Below are 19352 nucleotides of genomic sequence, written 5' to 3'. Positions count from 1 at the left end.
CTGCAACCCGCTTGTCGCGCGTATTCCCCACTGCCATTCTCGCCCTTGCCGCTGCGGCGGCCGACGGAGATTGCCGATGTCCACCCCTGAGCCAGTCTCACCTCCCAGCACCACGCCCTCGGGCTATCGCCGCGAGCGCGCCGGCACCCAGCCTGCATTTCGCCACGCGCCGTACGCGTCCACCGCACTGCGCGCGCCGACCCAGGCGCCGATCGACATGCCCGCGACCCTGTCCGAACTCACCGGGCCGCGCATGGATCGGCTCACCCTGGGTGAGCACGCTGCCGATCTCACCGCCGGCTTCGCTGGCGAACCGCTGGGCGAGCGCATCGTCGTGTCGGGCCGCGTGCTCGACGAGAATGGGCGACCGGTGCGCGGCAGCGTGGTGGAGATCTGGCAGTGCAATGCGGCCGGCCGCTATCAACACGAGGGCGACCGTCACGACGCGCCGCTGGACCCCAATTTCCGTGGCACCGGCCAGGTGCTCACCGATGCCGATGGCCGCTATCGCTTCCAGACCATCAAGCCGGGTGCGTATCCATGGCGTAACCACTACAACGCCTGGCGGCCAGCGCATATCCACTTCTCGCTGCACGGCGATGGCATCGGCCAGCGGCTGGTGACACAGATGTATTTCCCGGGCGATCCGCTGTTGGCACACGACCCGATCTACAACTGCGTGGACGACCCACTGGCACGCGAACGCATGGTCTCGCATTTCGACTGGGAACATGCGATCAGCGAATACGCCCTGGCCTATCGCTTCGACATCGTGCTGCGCGGCCGTAAGCAAACCCTCTGGGAGTGAGGCGATGAGTCTGTGTGCAACCCCTTCGCAAACGGTCGGGCCGTACTACCGTCTCGGCCTGGAGCCGCTGTACCGCAACACGCTTGTGCCGGCGACGGCGGGCGCTGCGCAAGTGCAGGTCAGCGGGCGCATCCTCGATGGTGCCGGCGCGCCGGTCACCGACGCCGTGCTGGAACTGTGGCAGGCCGATGCCAACGGCCGCTACGCACAGGCGACCGATCCCGGCGCTGCTGCGCAGTCCGCGCCCTTCGATGGTTGGGGGCGGGTGCCCAGCGATGCGCAGGGGGAGTTCTCTTTCTCCACCATCAAGCCCGGCAGTGTTCCCGGCCCCGACGGCAAAGCGCAGGCCGCACATCTGGTGGTGCTGGTGTTCATGCGCGGGCTGTTGCGGGCAGCGCCGACGCGCATGTACTTCGGCGACGACCCGCTGCTGGAACACGATCCGATCCTGGCGCTGGTCCCGGCCGCGCGCCGCGACACGCTGCTGGCCAAGGCGCAGGGGCCGGGCCGCTATCGCTGGGACATCCACATGCAGGGCGATGCGGAAACGGTGTTCTTTCGCTATTGAGATGCGGGCCGTGCGAGCACCGGCACGCCGGGCCGCCGCTGCTGGCAGCAGCCCGGCAGCGTGGGGTGGTCCAGCGCTGCCAGCCGGGTGTTGGCACCCCGGCGCAACGGTGCCATCCTCGCCGTACGCCAAGAGATGCAACGCATGAGTGTGACGTCCTCCCTGCTGGGATCGCTGTTCGGTGAGCCGGCGTGCGATGCATTGTTCGATGACGCGGCCGGCGTGCAGGCCATGCTGGACTTCGAGGCAGCGCTGGCGCGGGCGCAAGCGCGCTGCGGCATCGTGCCGGCCGACGCGGCCGATACCATCGCCGCCGCCTGCCAGGTTCGCCACTACGATCTGTCGGAACTGGCGCAGGCCACGGCGATTGCCGGCAACCCGGCGATTCCCCTGGTCAAGGCGCTGACCGCGCAGGTGGCCACCACCGACCCGGAGGCGGCGCGCTGGGTGCATTGGGGCGCCACCAGCCAGGACGTCATCGATACCGGCAGCGTGCTGCAGCTGCGCGCGGCGCTGGATCTGCTGCTGCCCCGCCTGGACAGCCTGTGTGCCGATCTCGCCGATCTTGCGGTGCGCGAACGTGACACCGGCATGCCCGGACGCACCTTGTTGCAGCAAGCGGTGCCGGTGACCTTCGGATTGAAGGCGGCGCGCTGGCTGGACGCGCTGCAACGTGCACGTGGCCGCTTACAGGGTCTGCGTCAGGATGCGCTGGTGCTGCAGTTCGGCGGGGCCGCCGGCACGCTGGCCTCGCTGCAGGGGCGCGGGCTGGAGGTAGCGCAGGCGCTGGCGATCACGCTGGCCTTGCCATTGCCGGCGCTGCCCTGGCATACCGCCCGCGACCGCATCGTCGAGATCGGTTGCGCCTTCGGTCTGCTGGCGGGGGTGTTGGGCAAGATCGGCGGCGACGTGGTGCTGTTGATGCAGTCGGAAGTCGGCGAAGTGTTCGAACCGGCAGCGGCCGGCAAGGGCGGTTCCTCGGCGATGCCGCACAAGCGCAATCCGGTGTCCAGCGTGGTCGCGGTGGCCGCCGCCACCCGCGTGCCCGGGCTGGTCGCCACCTTGTTCGCGGCGATGGCCCAGCCGCATGAGCGTGCCGCCGGGCAATGGCATGCCGAATGGCAGACCGTGCCGGAGATCGTCCGGCTGACGGCCGGCAGCCTGGCGCAGATGCAGGCCTGCCTGGCCGAGCTGGAACTGGACCGCACGCGCATGCGCGCGCATCTGGCCGGTCACGGCGGCGTGCTCTACGCCGAAGCGGCGGTGTTTGCGCTGGCACCGCACCTGGGCAAGGCCAAGGCGCATGCGCTGGTCGAGCAGGCCGTGGTCGAAGCGCAGTCGCAGAACCGTCATCTGCACGACGTACTGGCCGATGACGATCAGGTGGCGGCGGTGCTCACGCCGACGCAACTGCGTGCGGTGTTCGATGCGAGCAGTTGGTGCGGCATGTCTTCGGTCTGGATCGATCGCGTCCTGGCCGCCAGTTCCCGCTGAAGGTGTTCCTGATGGCCGAGTTGCAATTACCGACACACCGCCTGCATTACCGGGTGGACGGGACCGAGGGCCGGCCCTGGCTGACCTTCTGCAACTCGCTGGGCACCGACCTGCATATGTGGGACGTGCAGATCGGCGCATTTGCGCCGTATTACCGCATCCTGCGCTACGACCGGCGCGGCCATGGCTATTCGGACACACCGCCCGGGCCCTACAGTGTCGCCGACCTGGGGCAGGACGTGCTGGCGTTGTGGGATGCGCTGCAGATCGAGCGCAGCGATTTTTGCGGGCTGTCGATCGGCGGGTTGACCGGGCAATGGCTGGGCCTGCACGCGCCGCAGCGTCTGCGCAAGCTGGTACTGTGCGCCACTGCACAACGGATCGGCACCCCCGACGGCTGGCAGACGCGCATCGAACAGGTACGCAACGAGGGCTTGCCGGGACTGGTCGACGCGACCTTGCAGCGCTGGTTCACTCCGCGTTTTGCGAGCAGCTACGCGCAGCGTCTGGACATGGTGGTCGCGGCCTTCGTCTCGACCTCGCCTGCCGGCTACATCGCCTGTTGCCAGGCGGTGGCCGATGCCGACTTCCGCGGTGCGCTGGATTCGCTGGAGCTGCCGTTGCTGGCGGTGGCGGGCGACGACGATCCGGTGTGTCCGCCGCCGGACCTGCGCGAGATCGCCTACGCCTGCGCGCATGGGGAGTACGCCCAGGTCCCAGGACGGCACATCTGCAATCTCGAATCGCCAGCGGAATTCAACGCAGCAGTGCTGGCGTTTCTGCAGGCCGACTGAACCGGTGGGTTGCGTCAGCGACGTGATCCCAGCGTTTCCCCATGCGCATGTGCGAGGACGATCGATGGATGAAGCAGAGCGTTACCAGGCGGGCATGAGCGTGCGCCGCCGCGTCTTGGGCGACGCCCACGTGGACCGCGCGTTGGCTGCGCGCACTGCGTTTAACGAGGAATTCCAGGAGCTGATCACGCGCTACGCCTGGGGCACGGTGTGGACGCGCGACGGCCTGCCGGCGCATACACGCTCGCTGCTGACGCTGGCGATGATGGTGGCGCGTGGGCATGACGAAGAGTTCAAATTGCATGTGCGGGCGGCACGCAACAACGGCGTGACTGCTGACCAGATCAAGGAAGTGCTGCTGCAGGCGGCGATCTACTGCGGGGTACCGGCTGCCAATCATGCGTTCGCGCTGGCAGCGCCGATCCTGGCCGAGCAGGCGGCCGAGAACGATCAGGGCTGATCAGCGAGCGGTGCAGCATGCGCGATGCCGGCGCTGCAATCGAGCGATGGTGAGCAGTGCGATCGCCACCTCGCAGCAGTGGACAGCTGCGTCATCCGCGTCGGTCTCAGCTCAGCAAGGCGCCCAGCCGCTGCGCAGCCTGTTGCAGCGGTTCCAGCAGCTGGCTTTGCATGGTCTGCAGGCTGACGCGTCCTGCCTGCGCACCGATGTTCAGCGCGGCGATCACCTCGCCACGTAGATTGCGCACCGGCACCGCGATCGAGCGCAGCCCGATTTCCAGCTCCTGATCGGTCAGGCACATTCCCTCGCGACGCGTACGTGCCAACACCTCGCGCAGCACCGTCGGTTGGGTCAGGGTGCGGTCGGTGCGCGGGCGCAGCGTGGTGCGCTCCAGATACGCGCGCAAGGTGTCCTCCGGCAGGGCGGCCAGCAGCACCCGCCCCATCGAGGTGCAATACGCCGGCAGGCGCGTGCCCGGCCGCAGGCCGATCGACATGATGCGCACGGTCTCGGCACGCGCCACGTACAGCAGGTCGTCGCCATCGAGCACGCCGAGCGAGCAGGATTCGTGGACCTGGTCGCGCAAGCCGTCCAGCACCGGCTGCGCGGCGGCGGTCATCGACGAGGATGCGGCATAGGCGCCGCCGATGCCGAGCACGCGCGGCAGCAACACATAGCCGCGGCCTTGCTCGCCGACGTAACCCAGCTTGGCCAGGGTATGCAGCACGCGCCGCACTGCTGCACGCGAGATGCCGGTTTCCAGGCTGATCTGCGACATCGTCACTTCGCGCGCATGCTGGGCGAACACGCTCAGCACCACCAGCCCGCGTCCCAGCGAGGTCATGAAATCCGGGTCGCCTTGTGCAGCGGCGATCTGTCGCATCAACTCGTGCGGCAACCCGCGTTCGTGGCTGGCGGCAGTGGCAGATGGACGTGGACGGGAGGCGGGCTCGGACATGGGGTTACGCACGGACCAGAGGCCTGCATGGTAAGCGTTCGCGCTGGGCCCTGCTGTGGCCCGCTGCCTGACGACGTGGAGCGTGTGCTTCATCTGGCTTGCCGCATAATCACCCCTGGTATCGCACGCGGTCCTTTTCCGTTCATGAAAACTCCCCAGGGCCTGCAGCCGTTGATCGACGACGGCGTCATCGATCAGGTGCTCCGTCCACTCAAGAGCGGCAAGGAGGCCTCGGTCTACGTGGTCGCCGCCGGCGATGAGGTGCTGTGCGCCAAGGTCTACAAGGATATGGCGCAGCGCAGCTTCCAGGCGCGTGTGCAATACCAGGAAGGCCGCAAGGTGCGCGGTAGCCGGCAGGCGCGTGCGATGGGCAAGGCGACCAAGTTCGGGCGCCGGGAGGCGGAAACCGCGTGGAAGAATACCGAGGCCGAAACGCTGTACCAGCTGGTCGATCTCGGCGTACACGTCCCGCGGCCGCGTGGCTATTTCCACGGCGTGCTGCTGATGGATCTGGTCACCGACGAGGCCGGACATAGCGCACCCCGCTTGGCCGAGGTCGAGCTGGATGCCGAGCAGGCGCTGGCCTTCCATGCCAGCCTGGTGGGCGACGTGGTCAAGATGCTGTGCGTGGGCCTGGTGCATGGCGACCTGTCCGAATACAACGTGCTGGTATCGCCCGCTGGCCCGGTGGTGATCGATTTTCCGCAGGTGGTCAGCGCCGCCGGCAACAATGCCGCGCGCAGCATGCTGCTGCGCGACGTGCACAACCTGCGCGACTACCTGGGCCGGTTCGCGCCGGACCTGCTGCAAACCCACTACGGCGAGGAGATGTGGGCGCTCTACGAGAAGGGCGACTTGCAGCCAGAGACGGTGCTGACCGGGCGTTTCCGCTTCGATACCCGACGCGCGGACGTGCGGGCGGTGCGCGCCTCGATCGAGGACGCTCGCCAGGAAGCGCTGATTCGCCAGCAGGGCCGCGAAGCCGCCGCCAGCGAGGACTGAGCGCAATCCCCACCGCCTGTTGGCGCGCGTCCATGCTGCGATGCAGTGCGAAGTGGCGCTGCTTGGGTGTGCGGGGCCACGCAGGAAAGCGTGCGCGTGGCCGCGGCGGGCTTGTGCCACGCGGTTTTCGCCACGGTTGTCAGCGTCATCCCGGTGAAAACCCGATGGCGGCACGCAGTGTCCGGATTTCGCTTATTTGCGAAAACAGTTATGAGGCATAACAATCCGGTCGACTTCGCTTGCACAGCCGCCCGGGAGGGCCATCCATGTACTTCGATCCAGACGTCGTCCGTTTCTTCGCCATCGCCCAGCAGTCGGGGCAGCCGCCGATGGAGCAACTGCCGCTGTCCGATGCGCGGGCGATGATGCGCGGACTCGCTGCGCAGTTCGGCTTCCCGCGCGCGGAGATGGCCGAGGTCCGCGATCTGCAAGCCCCGGGACCGGCCGGAGCGATTCCGCTGCGGCTGTATCGCCCGCATGGCCTGGACAGCGGTCCGGCGCCCACCTGCGTCTTCCTGCACGGTGGCGGCGGCGTGGTCGGCGACCTCGATTCGCATGACGACGTGTGCCGGGCGCTGGCCGCGCGCGCCGGCTGTCAGGTGTTGGCGGTGGACTATCGCCTGGCGCCCGAGCATCCGGCACCGGCAGGCATCGAGGATGTCATCGCCGTCGTGCATTGGCTTGCGGCCCATCCGGCCGAGGTCGGCGCCGATCCGCAGCGCCTGGCCGTCGCCGGCGACAGCATGGGCGGTGCGCTGGCCGCCGCCGCTGCCCTGGACGCGCGCGATGCGGGCATCGCCCTGCGCTGCCAGGTGCTCATCTATCCGCTGACCGATGTGCGGCCGGACAATCCTTTCCCTTCACGGGTGCACAACGCCGGCATCCCGCCGCTGACTGAGGCGGCGATGCGCTTCTTCGATCGCCAGTTGCTGCCGGATCCGTCGCTGGCTTTGGACTGGCGTATTTCGCCGGCGCTGGTACCCGACGTGACCGGGGTCGCGCCTGCGCTGGTGGTGCTGGCCGATCGCGATGCGCTGCATGACGAGGGGTTGCACTATGCACAGCGCCTGCGCGAGGCGGGCGTGGAGACGATCGTGCGGGTCTGCCCCGGCATGATCCACGGCTTCATCAACATGGGCGGCATGATGCGCGTCGCTGGCGAAACGCTGGACCTGGCCGCGCTGCTGCTGCGTCAGCGCCTATTGCCGGTGGCCGCGCAGGAGTGAGCATTCACGCAAGGACGCGTCCGCCGGTCATCGATGACGGCGCCGCGCTCCGTGACTGATGCGTGTCGATGCTGCATCGCCGGGCCGATCGGTGCCCGGCAATGCGGCTCACGCCACCTGGCTGCGGCGTGCGCGCTCCAGGTGGACCAGCAACAAGGAAATCGCGGCCGGCGTCATGCCGGCGATACGCTGCGCCTGGCCGATGCTTTGCGGCCGCACGCGTTCGAGTTTTTGCTGCACCTCGGCCGACAGACCGCGTACGCCGGCATAGTCGAAGTCGGCCGGGATCGGTGTCGCCGCATGGCGCTGCTGGCGGGCAATCTCTTCATTCTGGCGGTCGAGATAGCCGGCGTACTTGACGCCGATCTCCACCTGCTCGGCTACCTGCGCATCCTCCACGCCCGGTCCCAATGCCGGCACCCGCATCAGTGCGGCATAGCCCAGCTCGGGGCGCTTGATCAGATCCAGCACGCAGGTCTCGCGACTGACCGCCACACCGAGTGCTTCGGAGACCTCGCGGCCCAGCGCATTGCCCGGCGTCGCCCACAATCCGGCCAGACGCGTGCGCTCGCGCTGCACGGCTTCCTGCTTGGCGGTAAAGCGCGCCCAGCGGGCATCGTCGACCAAGCCCAGGTCGCGGCCGATCGCGGTCAGGCGTAGGTCGGCGTTGTCCTCGCGCAGTTGCAGGCGGTACTCGGCGCGGCTGGTGAACATGCGGTATGGCTCGGTGGTGCCGTGGGTGATCAGGTCGTCGACCAGCACGCCCAGATAGGCTTCGTCGCGGCGCGGCGACCATGCCGGCAGCGCGCGCGCATGGCGGGCGGCATTGAGGCCGGCCAGCAGCCCCTGTGCGGCCGCTTCCTCATAGCCGGTGGTGCCATTGATCTGCCCGGCGAAGAACAGACCGGCCACGCTCTTGGTCTCCAGCGAAGCCTTGAGTCCGCGCGGATCGAAGAAGTCGTACTCGATCGCGTAGCCGGGGCGGGTGATATGGGCCTGCGCAAAGCCGCGGATCGAGCGCACCAGCGCCAGCTGCACGTCGAACGGCAGCGAAGTGGAGATGCCGTTGGGGTAGATCTCCATCACCTCCAGCCCTTCGGGCTCGACGAAGATCTGGTGGCTGGCCTTGTCGGCAAAGCGCACCACCTTGTCCTCGATCGACGGGCAGTAGCGCGGCCCGATGCCCTCGATCTGGCCCGAGTACAGCGGCGAGAGATGCAGCGCGCCGCGGATGATGGCATGGGTCTGCTCGGTGGTGTGGGTGATCCAGCAGCTGACCTGGCGCGGGTGGTCGGCGGCCGTGCCCAGGAAGGACATCACTGGCAATGGATTGTCGCCGGGCTGCTCCTCCATCACGCTGTAGTCGAGCGTTCGCCCATCGATCCGCGGCGGGGTGCCGGTCTTGAGCCGGTCGATCACGAACGGCCGCTCACGCAGGCGGGCGGCCAGCGTGGTGGCCGGGGGGTCGCCCATGCGGCCTGCCGCGTACTGCGTTTCGCCGACGTGGATCTTGCCGGCCAGGAAGGTCCCGGCGGTCAGCACGACCGCCGATGCCTCGAAGCGCAAGCCGGTCTGAGTGATCACGCCGCGCACGACGTCGTTGCCGCTGGCCGCGTTGTCGATCAGCAGGTCGTCCACCGCAGCCTGGAAGACGGTCAGGTTGGGCTGGGCCTCGACGAGGCGACGGATCGCGCTGCGATAGAGGTTGCGGTCGGCTTGGCAGCGGGTCGCCCGCACCGCCGGGCCCTTGGATGCATTGAGGGTGCGCCACTGGATCCCGGCCAGGTCGGCGGCATGCGCCATCGCGCCGCCCAGTGCGTCGATCTCCTTGACCAGGTGGCCCTTGCCGATCCCGCCGATGGCCGGGTTGCAGCTCATCGCACCGACCGTCTCGATGTTGTGCGTCAGCAACAGCGTCCGCACACCGGTGCGCGCCGCCGCCAGGGCCGCTTCGGTGCCGGCATGGCCGCCGCCGATCACGATGACGTCGTAGCGATGGAAGGAATCAGACATAGCGGTACCGGCAAGTGAGGCGATGGGAGAACAACGGCGGCAGAAGTATCGGCTGTAGGGCGGCTGCCGTCATTCTCAAGCCATAAATGTGATTCAAATCACACTTTAGAACATCCGCCCTCAAGTTGGCATGCTTCGTGCGGATATCCCCACTGCACCCGTCATGGCATTGCGACATGGGCGCAAGGCTGGAATTGGAACAGGGGCCAGCCGCGCGCATGACGGGGTCGCATAAGGGCCGGTAGTCGGGGGACTGCCGGCCCTTAGTTTTTTTCGCCGACCGCACAACCACAGGCCAGCCTGCGCCTTGGCTGGCCCGCTCGCGACGCTAAACGCATAAAGCCCCGGCTGGCCGGGGCTTTATGCGTTGAAGGCGCCGATATCCGACAGGGCCGGAACAGGGGGGATCCAGATTTCCCTGTCGGACATCGACATAGACGGGTGTGGATCGGTCCGGGTCAGAAAACGACGCGGCAGGTCACACAGTGCACCTAGCTTGCAGCCAAGTGTTGGCTGAACGCAAGCCCCCAATCCTCGCAACTGTGGGCGCTGTCGCAGTCAGCTGGCTACGGAATCTGCTGACGGATGTTACGTGGCGCGGTTTGCCGTTCGATCTGCCGGATCACGCCTGGAGGACCACTGGGACGGGGCGCCGGACGCGGCGGCGACTGCATGGCCGGACGGGGAGGTGTGGCGTTCTGCGGACGCGGCGGACGGTACTGCGGCCGACGGTCGTAGGGCCGGTAGTAATAGCCACCGCGATACACCGGATACACCGGGTAGTCGTACAGGCCGATCCAGCCGGCGCCATAGGGGTTGCCATAAAAATAGGGCGAGTACCCGGGCGGGTAGCGATACTGCACGGCTGGCGCACCGCGGTAATAACCGCCCGGGCCCACGCCAGTGGAGCTGTAGGTGGCGCAGCCGCCCAGGGCCAACAGCCCGGCGGCGAACAGCAAACGAAGTTTCATACGATGGCGCCCTCCTGCAACCATGGTGTCACTTTCGAACCATGCTTTTGAATTGGTCCTTAACTCTGCCGTTCTGCGCGCTGCGCGCACCGGATCAGAGTGCGTCGGGCGCGTGCGTACGACCGTGAAGAAGCGGACGATACGCTAATCTTGGCGCATGATCGAAACGGTTCTCCCTGCGCACCGCGACCTGCTTCAGGCCGCCGCGCGCATCGCCCCGTATACTGTGCCGACGCCGCTGCTGACGTCGCAGACGCTGGACGCCCTCAGCGGCGCGCAGCTCTGCTTCAAGGCCGAACATCTGCAGCGCAGCGGCGCCTTCAAGTTCCGCGGGGCCTGCAATGCGGTGTGGTCGTTGCCGGAGGCCGTGGCCAGGCGCGGGGTGGTCACACACTCGTCCGGTAACCATGGCGCTGCGCTGGCGCTGGCGGCCCGCACCCGTGGCATCGCCTGCCATGTGGTGGTGCCGGAAGGCGCCGTCGCGGCCAAGTTGGCCAACATCACCCGCCATGGCGCCACCTTGTGGCGTTGCCCGCCGACCATGGCCGCGCGCGAGCAGTTATGCGCGGAGGTGCAGGCCAGCAGCGGCGCGACCTTGGTGCATCCCTATGCCGATGCCGCGGTGATCGCTGGCCAAGGCACCGCCACGCTGGAGCTGTTGCAGCAGAGTGGCGGAGTGGATGTGCTGGTGGCGCCAGTCGGCGGCGGCGGCCTGGCGGCCGGTGCCGCACTGGCGTTGCAGACTGCCCCCGATTGCGCGTTGGTCCTGGCCGAACCGGCCGGTGCTGCCGATACCGCGCGCTCGCTGGCCGCCGGGCAGCGGCTGGTCGATGGCGTGCCCGAGACAGTGTGCGACGGCCTGCGTGGCACGCTCGGTGTCCCGAACTTTGCCATCCTGCAGGCTGCCGGCGCGCAGGTGGTCACCGTTGACGATGCGGCGGTGGTGCAGGCGATGCGCTTGCTGTGGCAGGTGCTCAAGCAAGTGGTCGAGCCGTCCTCGGCGACCGTCCTGGCCGCTGTGCTTGCCGAGCCGGCGCGGTTTGCCGGCCGACGGATCGGCCTGCTGCTGTCCGGCGGCAATGTCGATCTCGATGCCTTGCCATGGGCGGGCGCGTGAGTCGGCGCAAGCGGGGACTCGGCCTGTGGGGTTGGTGCTGGCGGTTGTGCATGTTGGCACTGATCTGGCTGGTGGCGGTGGCCGGCTGGATCGTCTGGGTCGGCGATCGCGATCAGGCCGCGCCGGCAGACGTCATTATCGTGCTGGGCGCGGCGGCCTACGACGCGCGCCCGTCGCCCGTGTTCGAGGAACGGATCCGGCATGCGCTGGATCTCTACGCGCAGGGCTATGCGCCGCGGCTGCTGTTCACCGGTGGCTTCGGCGACGGCGCGCGGTTTTCCGAATCGCAGGTCGCCCGCCGTTATGCGTTGCGGCATGGCGTGCCCGCCGAGGCGATCATGATCGAGACGCGCTCGCGCACCACGCGCCAGAACCTGGAGCAGGCGCGCGCGCTGATGCAGCAGAACGGCATGCAGCGGGCGATCATCGTCAGCGATCCGCTGCACATGGCGCGCGCGCTGCGCCTGAGCCAGGAGCTGGGCGTGGAGGCCTTGGCATCGTCGACCCCGAGCACGCGCTTCCGTAGCTTCCATACCAGCTGGCGCTTCCTGCTGCAGGAGGTCTATTACTTCCATCGCGATCTGGTGATGCAGGGCGGCTGAGCGCAGGCCTATGATGGGCGCTTTCCAAGCGGCAGGTCCGACATGAGCGAGAGCAATCGGCAACGCGCCACCGGCCTGGTTCAGGCCTACTACGCAGCGTTCAACCGCGGCGATTGGGAGGGCATGCTGTCCTTCCTGAGCGAGGATGTCGCCCACGATCTCAACCAGGGGCCGCGTGAGGTCGGGCGGGAGGCTTTCGCCGCCTTCCTGCAGCGCATGAACGACAGTTACCGCGAGCAGCTGCAGGACATCGTGGTGACCGCCAGCGAGGACGGCACACGGGTCGGTGCCGAGTACGTGGTGCATGGGGTTTACCACAGCACCGACGAGGGGCTGCCGGAAGCCACTGGGCAAACCTACGTCCTGCCGGGCGGTGCATTCTTCGACGTGCGCGACGGCAAACTGACCCGCGTCACCAACTACTACAACCTGCAGGACTGGATCGCCCAGGTCTCACGCTGAGCGTTGCCGGGCGCTGTCCGTTGGACGGCCGTCGATCGCGACACAGCATGGCTGCAATGCAGCGCAGGGCGAGGATGGCGCCTGTCTGCGGCAGGTATCGTTTCGCCGACGCATCCGGGCGCTGTGCCGCAGCGCCCACGATGCCCACGCCCCGTCGTCATTGTCGCCCGCCCGACACCGGCAAGGCGGTGAGCGCCTTGTGCATGCCCATTGTTGGCGTCGGCGGCGGGCGTTGTCGCGCTCTGCGCTAAAGGATGAACCCGTAGAAGATCCCGCGCGGGAAACTACAGCCGCACGATGGCGACCACCACCAGCACGAACAGGCCCCACTTCAGGATCTGATACAGCGGGTTGTTGCGCTCCTTCAGCGCCTTGGCCTTCAGGCGTGCGGCGTAGAAATAGCGGAACACGCGGTTGATGCCGCCGGTCTGGTCGCCGTCCTGGTTGGGCGAGGCGCCGGCAGCCAGCAGGGTCTTGCCGACCAGACGGTTGAGCGCCTGTGCCCAGCGCCAGCGCATCGGCCGCTCGATATCGCAGAACAGGATGATGCGGTCCTGGTCGGTATCGTTGCGTGCGTGGTGGATATAGGTTTCATCGAACATGGTCCACTCGCCGTCGCGCCAGCTATGGCGTTGGCCGTCGACTTCGATGAAGCAGCGGTCGTCGTTGGGCGTGGCCAGGCCGAGGTGCAGGCGCATGGAGCCGGCGAACGGGTCGCGGTGCGGACGCAGCTCGCTCCCCGGCGGCAGCTCGGCGAACATCGCTGCCTTGACGGTAGGGATGGAGCGCAGCAACGCGGTGGTCTGCGGGCATAGCTCGGCAGCGGACGGATGCGCGGTGCCGTACCACTTCAGATAGAAGCGCTTCCAGCCACGACGGAAGAACGAGTTGAAGCCGATGTCGGTATAGCCGTCGGCCGCACGGATCTTCTGCATCTGCTGCAACGCCACCGCCTCGTCGCGGATCTGCGGCCAATGCGCGCGCAACGGCGCCAGCTCCGGGAACTCACGGCCCGGATCGATGAAGGGCGTGGTCGGTACGCGCGAGCACAGGTACATCAGCGCATTGACCGGCGCCATGAAGGTGGAGTGGTCCAGCAGCTGCCGGCTCAGCCGGTGGCGCACGCGACCGCGGTAATGGATGTAGAGCGCCGATGCGATGAACAGCGCGATGAGAAGCCACTTCAACATGAGCAAGGCCGGTTGGTGGGCGGGGGCCGCAACAGCGGAAGTTTACTCGCTGCCATCGCCACGCCTGCCCGATCGTGATGGATGGGACGTAATGCTGTGTCCTATCGGTGAGCGGCGACACCCGCCGCAGGGTGTGTACAGCCTGGAGCGTGACACGCTCTAGTCGCGACGCCGGCGGATCGGAATGGACGCGACCGGTACGCTGGCCACCTCCTGGCCGCGCTCGCGAATCGGCGCGCCCGCTGCGGGCGCCCACGCGTGCGCGTAGATCACTTCCCAGGAGCTGGGCAGGGTGCCGTCGGGGCGGCGCAGGGATTCATAGGCGGCGCTGGCGGCCGCGAAGCGGCCGCGGCCGGTCAGCGTGCTGCGGCGCGTGCTGAGCGCGTTGGTGGCCCCCATCGCGCGCAGCTCGCGCATCAGCGCCGGCAGGTCGCGATAGGTCAGGGTGAACAGATCGCGATCCAGCACCGGATCGCGGAAGCCTGCTTGCATCAAGCCATCGCCGAACTGCGCGATCGGTGCGAAGCGGCTCACGTGCGGCGCCGGATCGGCCTGCGCGAAGGCCTCGCGCAGCTCGATCAGCGTGTCCGGGCCGAAGGTCGAACACAGCAATAGGCCGCCGGGACGCAAGGCACGCCGAAAGCCGGCGAAGACCGCTGGCAGATCGTCCACCCATTGCAGGCACAGATTGCTGAAGATGACATCGACGCTGCCATCGGCCACTGGCAGGGCGCGCGCATCGGCGCAGACCTGGGTGAATGGTTTCCACCAGCCGGCGGCCTTGCGCGCTTGTCGCAGCATCGGCAACGCCTGGTCGAGCGCGATCACCTGCGCTTTGGGCCAACGCTTCTTGATCGTCGCACTGGCGTGGCCCGGACCGGCGCCGACATCGAGCACGACCTGGGGCTGGCGGTCGCCGAGATAGTCGAGCGACTCCAGCAGGCGGCTTTCCACCTCGCCTTGCAGGGCGGCGGCAGCGGCATAGGTGTTGGCGGCACGCGCGAAGGCGCGCCGGACGTGGCGGGAATCGAAAGTACTGTCCATTACCCCGCTATTGTCGCCGCTGCGACGGGGCGAGGGAATCGCCACGTCGGTCCGCTGGCTGTGCCTGCCTGCGCGTGTTCATGCGCAGGCAGGCACGGCCCGGTCAGAAGGTGCCGGGATAGGCGCCGCCATCGATCAGCAGATTCTGGCCGGTGATGTAGCTGGCCTGGGCGCTGCACAGGAAGGCGCAGGCCGCGCCGAACTCGTCGGCCTCGCCAAACCGTCCCGCCGGAATACGCGCGCGCTGCTGCTCGGCCACGGCCTCCACGCTGCTGCCCTGGCGGGCGGCGGCGGCCGCGAAATTGTTGCGCAGGCGGTCGGTGGCGAACTGCCCGGGCAGCAGGTTGTTGAGGGTGACGTTGTCGGCGACCAGCGTGCGCGCCAGCCCGGCGACGAAACCAGTCAAGCCGGCACGTGCGCCATTGGACAGGCCGAGCGACTCGATCGGCGCCTTGACCGCGCTGGAGGTGATGTTGACGATGCGGCCGAATCGACGCGCGCGCATCGCATCGACGGTGGTGCGGATCAGTTCGATCGGTGCCAGCATGTTGGCGTCCAACGCACGCATCCAGTCGTTGCGTTCCCACTGGCGAAAGTCGCCCGGCGGCGGGCCGCCGGCATTGTTGATCAGGATGTCCACCTGTGGGCAGGCCGCGAGCGCGGCGGCACGGCCATCGACGCTGGTGATATCGGCCGCCACGGTGCGCACCTGGCCGGCACCCGGCAGTTGCCGGAGCGCGTGCGCAGCCTGCTCCAACGCCTCCTGGCCGCGCGCCACCACCACCACGTTGACGCCTTCGCCGACCAAGGCGCGCGCGCAACCCAATCCCAGTCCCTTGCTGGCAGCGCACACCAGCGCCCAGCGTCCGGCGATTCCGAGTTGCATTGCTAACCTCCTGGCGCAAGCGCGCCGCTGTATGGGAAGACGGTGGCCAGCGTCATGGCAGCCCCTGTGCGTCCGACTACTGGGATGCCCGCACGCGGCCGTACGCGCGTCAGTGCGCCTGCAGTCGCCTGTCAAAGGCCATGATCGCCTGGAAGGCGGCGGACGCGCTGCGCGCCTGGCCGCGCTTGCTGGCCGCGTCGCGCGTCACGGCACGGACGTGGCGAAGCCGCGCAGCGCCTCGGCGACCTGATCGGCCTGGCCAAGAAAGGGCGCATGCCCGCCGCCGGCGAGCGCGAGCACCTGGCCGCCGGGTGCGATCGCGGCGGCGGCCTGCATGCCGGCTGCCGGCACCAGACGATCGCGTTGGCCGGCGATCCACAGGCTGGGCCGCGCCAGTTGCGCAAGCGCACGCCGCAGATCGGTGCGCTCCAGCAGCAGCAAACCGTCCTGCAAGGCGCTGGGTGCGGGCGTTCCGCGGGCGGTGAGGGTGTCGCGCAAGCTGCGCAGCTCGCTGCGCCCATGCGCTGAGCCAAGCGTGTCCAGCGCCAGGAAGCGGTCCAGGGTGCCGCGGTAGTCGCGCTCCAGGTCCTGGCCGAACTGCGCGAACACGCTGCGTTCGACGGCGTCGGGCCAGTCGCTGCTCCGCACGAAGCGCGGCGTTGCGGCGATCATCGCCAGGGCGCGCACCTGCGGTTGGGTCGCGGCTGCGTGCAGCGCGAACAGCCCGCCCAGCGACCAGCCGATCCACACCGCCGGCGGGGTGGCCGCAGCAATGGCCGCCACCACATGTGGCAAGGCGAGCGGAGTGGCGTCGTCGTGGCTGTGGCCATGGCCAGGCAGATCCACCACATGCAGTTGGAAATGCGGCGCCAGCCGTTCGATCAGCGGAGCGAACACCCCACCGTGCAGCGCCCAGCCGTGCAGCAGGACCAGTGCCGGCCCCTGGCCGATGACATCGATATGCATGTCGCCATTGTCGCCGATCCGGGCGCCCGCGCGTTTGTCGTCTGTGGCGCGCGTGTGCGGATGGGTCACACGATGGAGCGCTATCGCGCCGCGTATGTGAGGCTGCACGGCGTTGCGTCCGTGGTCGTTCGCTTACGTCGGCGGTGCGGAGGCGGGCGCGTGCCGGCGTCGCGCGGCGATGTGCGGCGCCAGCCATGCCCAATGCCGGCGAGCCTCGCCGCGCCAACAGCAGCGGTCAGGCCAGCGCCAGCGACGGGCGCGGAATGCGCAGATCGCCTGTGCCAGCCAGTCGGCGTCGAAGCCGTCCCACACGCCGGCCGCGCTGCGCAGGTTGCCGATCAACACCGGGTGCACTTCGTGCAGCAGCATCTGCCGCAACTCGGTCAATGCAAAGGGGGCGTTGGCCAGCGTGCGGACGATCGCCTCGCGCTCGGCCTCGCACGGAACATCCAGATATAGCCGCGATAGCGCTTCCCACACCTGCCGCTGGGCCGGCGTGGGGACGGACATGCTCAGGCCGAGGCGCGCAGCTCAGGCTGATCCAGGCGGTCGCGCGCCTGCGCGATCGCCTCGACCAGTGCCTGTACCTGCTGCGGCGTGTGCAGCGCCGACAACGTCACCCGCAGTCGCGCCTTGCCTTCCGGGACCGTCGGTGGACGGATCGCGCTGACCAGGAACCCGGCCTGCTCGAGCGCGGCCGACATCGCCAGCACCGTGCTTTCCTCGCCGCATAGCAGTGGCTGGATGGCAGTGTCGGAGGCCATCAACTCCAGGCCATGCCGGCGCGCGCCATCACGGAAGGCGCCGACCAATTCGACCAGGCGAGCGCGTCGCCACTCGTCGCGGCGTGCCAGCCGCACCGCAGCCAGACTGGCGGCCACCTGCGCCGGCGGCAGCGCGGTCGTGTAGATATAGGGGCGTGCGGTCTCGGCCAGATGGCCGACCAGCGCCTGCTCGCCGACGACCACCGCGCCGTAGCCGCCCAACGCCTTGCCCAAGGTCACCAGTTGCAGCGGCACCTCGGTCACGCCCAGTCCGGCGTCGGCGACGCTGCCGCGCCCCTGCGGGCCGAGCACGCCCACGCCATGCGCGTCGTCGACATAGAACAGCGCCTGTTGCATGCGTGCGACCAGGCTCAGGGCGCGCAGCGGCGCAACATCGCCATCCATGCTGAAGACGCCGTCGCTGGCCAGCATCGCCGCGCCTTCGGGCGACCCCTTGAGCTGACGCATGGCACCTTCGACGTCTAGGTGCGGATAGCGGCGCAAGCGGCAGCCGGCCAGGCGGGTGGCATCCAGCAAGCTGGCGTGATTGAGCCGATCCTGCACGCAGACATCGTCTTCCTCGCTCAGCAAGGCTTGCTGCACGGCGAGATTGGCGATGAAGCCGCTGCCGAACAACAGCGCCGACGGATAGCCCAGCCACTCGGCGATCTCGCGCTCAAGCGCTTCGTGCGCGCTGTGATGGCCGCAGATCAGATGCGAGGCGGTGGCGCCGGCGCCATCGCGCGCTGCAGCGTCCTGCAATGCGGCGACCACTTCGAACTGTTGCGACAGGCCGAGATAGTCGTTGGAACAGAAGCCGGTCAGCCAGCGGCCGTCGAGCTCCAGCCGCACCCCGTCACGACGACCGACCTGCCGCCGCACCCGGACACGTTGCTGGGCCACGCGCAACGTGCGCAGCGACGAAATCCGTTCGTGCAGATTAGGGCGGTCCATGAGGGGTGTCGTCGAAAGGGAAGAGCGCTAGCGTAGCGTGACGCCGGTAACTCCCACCAGCCACCTGCCGTTCGTCCCAGACCGACGGTCGTGCTCGCTAGCGCGGCGGGCCAGGCCGCGGCCTGGCCAGTGGGGCTGCTCGGCCGATCAGCGACTGGCCGGGCAGGCGGGGTCCTTGCCGGCCACATTGGCGCAGACCTTGCGCCGGCACTCCATGCCTTCGACGGTGTTGGCTTTGGGGCAACGCCGCAACTGCGCCTGGATCCCCGAGTCGTTGGAGGTCCGGCCGGCGGACGGATCGATGGTGTCCATCGCCGCGTCGCCCTCGGCCGCGGCGCGCTTGTCGTCGGCCTGGATCTGCGCGACGAGCGCGTCCATCGACTCGTGCTTGGGCTTGTTCGGGTCCTGCTTGATGATGCCCAACAGGGTGCCGAGCAGATCCTCGCTGTCCTCGCGGCCTTGCTTGGCGGGGGGAGCGGCCGCCTTGCCGCCGGCGGGCCGGGGCTTGGTGGTGGCTGCGGTGGCCGGCTTGCCGGCGTCGCCGGGGACTGCGGCCAGCGGCTCGCCGGCAGCGCCTGCCGGCGGCGGCACCGTCGGTGCTGGCGTCAGGGCTTCTGCCGCGGCGGCGTGGGCGGCCGGATCCTCGACGATCATCGCACCGGCGGCATCGGACGAGGCATGGTCGCTGACGCTGGCCGGCAGCGGCGTGGACGGCTCGGCGCTGTCGCCACCGGCGAATTCGTCCTTGGGTTGGCTCAGCCAGCTCCACAGGGCAATGCCAGCCAGAGCGAGCAAGGTGGCCAGGACGGCGAACAGCAGCCACTTGCGTGGTGCCGCAGGCGCACGCACCGGTGCGCGGACTTTTTGCGCAGGTCCTGCCGGCGCACGTCCCTCCATGTCGGCCAGGATACGGCTGCTACCAGCAGCTGCCGGCTTCTGCTGTCCCTCGCCAGAAAGAAGACTTGGACGATTTATTCCGCCATTATTCAAGTGCATCCAGCCCTTGCGTTGGATCGGCATTTTGCCGGAACGGTCCCTGCCGCATTCTAGTGGCTGGGGGTGTCGCGTCAACC

20 protein-coding genes are annotated in these 19352 nt (G+C 68.4%); 10 read left to right on the top strand and 10 right to left on the bottom strand.

Annotation, left to right across the window (positions count from 1 at the left end; translation table 11 throughout):
• The first annotated feature begins 76 nt into the window (after positions 1-76).
• From pcaH to pcaC, 5 genes are all read left to right on the top strand, one after another.
• Complete coding sequence (gene pcaH, locus CKY51_RS05915) at positions 77-808, top strand: protocatechuate 3,4-dioxygenase subunit beta (protein WP_022971378.1); 732 nt, start codon at positions 77-79, stop codon at positions 806-808.
• Positions 809-812: 4 nt separating this feature from the next.
• Positions 813-1376: a protocatechuate 3,4-dioxygenase subunit alpha gene (gene pcaG / locus CKY51_RS05910; protein ID WP_022971379.1), complete on the top strand. Its 564-nt coding sequence runs from the start codon at positions 813-815 to the stop codon at positions 1374-1376.
• 144 nt (positions 1377-1520) lie between these two features.
• On the top strand, positions 1521-2870 hold the full coding sequence (locus tag CKY51_RS05905; RefSeq protein WP_038219767.1) for a 3-carboxy-cis,cis-muconate cycloisomerase: 1350 nt from the start codon (positions 1521-1523) through the stop codon (positions 2868-2870).
• A gap of 11 nt (positions 2871-2881) precedes the next feature.
• Complete coding sequence (gene pcaD, locus CKY51_RS05900) at positions 2882-3664, top strand: 3-oxoadipate enol-lactonase (protein WP_031338931.1); 783 nt, start codon at positions 2882-2884, stop codon at positions 3662-3664.
• Positions 3665-3728: 64 nt separating this feature from the next.
• Complete coding sequence (gene pcaC / locus CKY51_RS05895) at positions 3729-4124, top strand: 4-carboxymuconolactone decarboxylase (protein WP_022971382.1); 396 nt, start codon at positions 3729-3731, stop codon at positions 4122-4124.
• A 106-nt stretch (positions 4125-4230) separates the two neighbouring features.
• Here the strand turns inward: pcaC and CKY51_RS05890 are convergent, their stop codons facing one another.
• The gene (locus CKY51_RS05890) at positions 4231-5082 is read right to left on the bottom strand and encodes an IclR family transcriptional regulator domain-containing protein (protein ID WP_022971383.1); all 852 of its coding nucleotides are present in this window, start codon (positions 5080-5082) and stop codon (positions 4231-4233) included.
• A gap of 144 nt (positions 5083-5226) precedes the next feature.
• Here CKY51_RS05890 and CKY51_RS05885 point away from each other — a divergent pair, with 144 nt between their 5' ends.
• Both CKY51_RS05885 and CKY51_RS05880 read left to right on the top strand, forming a co-directional pair.
• Positions 5227-6084 carry a PA4780 family RIO1-like protein kinase gene (locus CKY51_RS05885; RefSeq protein ID WP_022971384.1) on the top strand — a complete coding sequence of 286 codons (858 nt, stop codon included), beginning with the start codon at positions 5227-5229 and terminating at the stop codon, positions 6082-6084.
• A 266-nt stretch (positions 6085-6350) separates the two neighbouring features.
• The gene (locus CKY51_RS05880; protein WP_022971385.1) at positions 6351-7310 is read left to right on the top strand and encodes an alpha/beta hydrolase; all 960 of its coding nucleotides are present in this window, start codon (positions 6351-6353) and stop codon (positions 7308-7310) included.
• Between the two features lie 108 nt (positions 7311-7418).
• On the opposite strand, the gene mnmG is transcribed toward CKY51_RS05880, so the two are convergent.
• On the bottom strand, positions 7419-9323 hold the full coding sequence (mnmG, locus tag CKY51_RS05875) for a tRNA uridine-5-carboxymethylaminomethyl(34) synthesis enzyme MnmG (RefSeq protein WP_022971386.1): 1905 nt from the start codon (positions 9321-9323) through the stop codon (positions 7419-7421).
• A gap of 566 nt (positions 9324-9889) precedes the next feature.
• Positions 9890-10294, bottom strand: coding sequence for a hypothetical protein (locus CKY51_RS05865; RefSeq protein ID WP_022971387.1), 405 nt, complete (start codon positions 10292-10294; stop codon positions 9890-9892).
• A 157-nt stretch (positions 10295-10451) separates the two neighbouring features.
• On the opposite strand from CKY51_RS05865, the gene CKY51_RS05860 reads away from it, so the two are divergent.
• From CKY51_RS05860 to CKY51_RS05850, 3 genes are read left to right on the top strand one after another with little or no spacing between them, the layout of a single operon-like run.
• Positions 10452-11411 carry a pyridoxal-phosphate dependent enzyme gene (locus CKY51_RS05860; protein ID WP_022971388.1) on the top strand — a complete coding sequence of 320 codons (960 nt, stop codon included), beginning with the start codon at positions 10452-10454 and terminating at the stop codon, positions 11409-11411.
• Positions 11396-12013: a YdcF family protein gene (locus tag CKY51_RS05855; protein WP_022971389.1), complete on the top strand. Its 618-nt coding sequence runs from the start codon at positions 11396-11398 to the stop codon at positions 12011-12013. The genes CKY51_RS05860 and CKY51_RS05855 overlap by 16 nt, the downstream gene beginning before the upstream one ends.
• A gap of 42 nt (positions 12014-12055) precedes the next feature.
• On the top strand, positions 12056-12475 hold the full coding sequence (locus CKY51_RS05850; RefSeq protein WP_022971390.1) for a nuclear transport factor 2 family protein: 420 nt from the start codon (positions 12056-12058) through the stop codon (positions 12473-12475).
• A 284-nt stretch (positions 12476-12759) separates the two neighbouring features.
• Here the strand turns inward: CKY51_RS05850 and lpxO are convergent, their stop codons facing one another.
• The 7 genes from lpxO to CKY51_RS05815 all read right to left on the bottom strand — a co-directional run bounded on the left by lpxO (position 12760) and on the right by CKY51_RS05815 (position 19299).
• Positions 12760-13665 (bottom strand): lipid A hydroxylase LpxO, encoded by a 906-nt coding sequence (gene lpxO, locus CKY51_RS05845; RefSeq protein ID WP_022971391.1) that lies wholly within the window; start codon positions 13663-13665, stop codon positions 12760-12762.
• A gap of 159 nt (positions 13666-13824) precedes the next feature.
• On the bottom strand, positions 13825-14709 hold the full coding sequence (gene bioC, locus CKY51_RS05840) for a malonyl-ACP O-methyltransferase BioC (protein WP_022971392.1): 885 nt from the start codon (positions 14707-14709) through the stop codon (positions 13825-13827).
• Positions 14710-14812: 103 nt separating this feature from the next.
• Positions 14813-15595: an SDR family oxidoreductase gene (locus CKY51_RS05835; RefSeq protein WP_022971393.1), complete on the bottom strand. Its 783-nt coding sequence runs from the start codon at positions 15593-15595 to the stop codon at positions 14813-14815.
• A 204-nt stretch (positions 15596-15799) separates the two neighbouring features.
• The gene (bioH, locus tag CKY51_RS05830; protein WP_031338937.1) at positions 15800-16561 is read right to left on the bottom strand and encodes a pimeloyl-ACP methyl ester esterase BioH; all 762 of its coding nucleotides are present in this window, start codon (positions 16559-16561) and stop codon (positions 15800-15802) included.
• A 132-nt stretch (positions 16562-16693) separates the two neighbouring features.
• Positions 16694-17071, bottom strand: coding sequence for a DUF7079 family protein (locus CKY51_RS05825; RefSeq protein ID WP_022971396.1), 378 nt, complete (start codon positions 17069-17071; stop codon positions 16694-16696).
• Between the two features lie 2 nt (positions 17072-17073).
• Positions 17074-18279: an 8-amino-7-oxononanoate synthase gene (gene bioF / locus CKY51_RS05820; protein ID WP_022971397.1), complete on the bottom strand. Its 1206-nt coding sequence runs from the start codon at positions 18277-18279 to the stop codon at positions 17074-17076.
• Between the two features lie 147 nt (positions 18280-18426).
• Positions 18427-19299 (bottom strand): hypothetical protein, encoded by an 873-nt coding sequence (locus tag CKY51_RS05815; RefSeq protein ID WP_152248994.1) that lies wholly within the window; start codon positions 19297-19299, stop codon positions 18427-18429.
• Between the last annotated feature and the right edge of the window lie 53 nt (positions 19300-19352).

It is taken from the genome of Xanthomonas maliensis (assembly GCF_009192945.1).
In the GTDB taxonomy this organism is placed as follows: Bacteria; Pseudomonadota; Gammaproteobacteria; order Xanthomonadales; family Xanthomonadaceae; genus Xanthomonas; species Xanthomonas maliensis.
Note: the sequence above shows the minus strand (reverse complement) of the source record. Positions and strands in the feature narration are given on the sequence as shown.

Bases quoted from the DNA above. Each gene is read 5' to 3' on its own strand.
- pcaH (WP_022971378.1), top strand. From the start codon at position 77: ATGTCCACCCCTGAGCCAGTCTCACCTCCCAGCACCACGCCCTCGGGC.
- pcaG (WP_022971379.1), top strand. From the start codon at position 813: ATGAGTCTGTGTGCAACCCCTTCGCAAACGGTCGGGCCGTACTACCGT.
- CKY51_RS05905 (WP_038219767.1), top strand. From the start codon at position 1,521: ATGAGTGTGACGTCCTCCCTGCTGGGATCGCTGTTCGGTGAGCCGGCG.
- pcaD (WP_031338931.1), top strand. From the start codon at position 2,882: ATGGCCGAGTTGCAATTACCGACACACCGCCTGCATTACCGGGTGGAC.
- pcaC (WP_022971382.1), top strand. From the start codon at position 3,729: ATGGATGAAGCAGAGCGTTACCAGGCGGGCATGAGCGTGCGCCGCCGC.
- CKY51_RS05890 (WP_022971383.1), bottom strand. From the start codon at position 5,082: ATGTCCGAGCCCGCCTCCCGTCCACGTCCATCTGCCACTGCCGCCAGC.
- CKY51_RS05885 (WP_022971384.1), top strand. From the start codon at position 5,227: ATGAAAACTCCCCAGGGCCTGCAGCCGTTGATCGACGACGGCGTCATC.
- CKY51_RS05880 (WP_022971385.1), top strand. From the start codon at position 6,351: ATGTACTTCGATCCAGACGTCGTCCGTTTCTTCGCCATCGCCCAGCAG.
- mnmG (WP_022971386.1), bottom strand. From the start codon at position 9,323: ATGTCTGATTCCTTCCATCGCTACGACGTCATCGTGATCGGCGGCGGC.
- CKY51_RS05865 (WP_022971387.1), bottom strand. From the start codon at position 10,294: ATGAAACTTCGTTTGCTGTTCGCCGCCGGGCTGTTGGCCCTGGGCGGC.
- CKY51_RS05860 (WP_022971388.1), top strand. From the start codon at position 10,452: ATGATCGAAACGGTTCTCCCTGCGCACCGCGACCTGCTTCAGGCCGCC.
- CKY51_RS05855 (WP_022971389.1), top strand. From the start codon at position 11,396: ATGGGCGGGCGCGTGAGTCGGCGCAAGCGGGGACTCGGCCTGTGGGGT.
- CKY51_RS05850 (WP_022971390.1), top strand. From the start codon at position 12,056: ATGAGCGAGAGCAATCGGCAACGCGCCACCGGCCTGGTTCAGGCCTAC.
- lpxO (WP_022971391.1), bottom strand. From the start codon at position 13,665: ATGTTGAAGTGGCTTCTCATCGCGCTGTTCATCGCATCGGCGCTCTAC.
- bioC (WP_022971392.1), bottom strand. From the start codon at position 14,709: ATGGACAGTACTTTCGATTCCCGCCACGTCCGGCGCGCCTTCGCGCGT.
- CKY51_RS05835 (WP_022971393.1), bottom strand. From the start codon at position 15,595: ATGCAACTCGGAATCGCCGGACGCTGGGCGCTGGTGTGCGCTGCCAGC.
- bioH (WP_031338937.1), bottom strand. From the start codon at position 16,561: ATGCATATCGATGTCATCGGCCAGGGGCCGGCACTGGTCCTGCTGCAC.
- CKY51_RS05825 (WP_022971396.1), bottom strand. From the start codon at position 17,071: ATGTCCGTCCCCACGCCGGCCCAGCGGCAGGTGTGGGAAGCGCTATCG.
- bioF (WP_022971397.1), bottom strand. From the start codon at position 18,279: ATGGACCGCCCTAATCTGCACGAACGGATTTCGTCGCTGCGCACGTTG.
- CKY51_RS05815 (WP_152248994.1), bottom strand. From the start codon at position 19,299: ATGCCGATCCAACGCAAGGGCTGGATGCACTTGAATAATGGCGGAATA.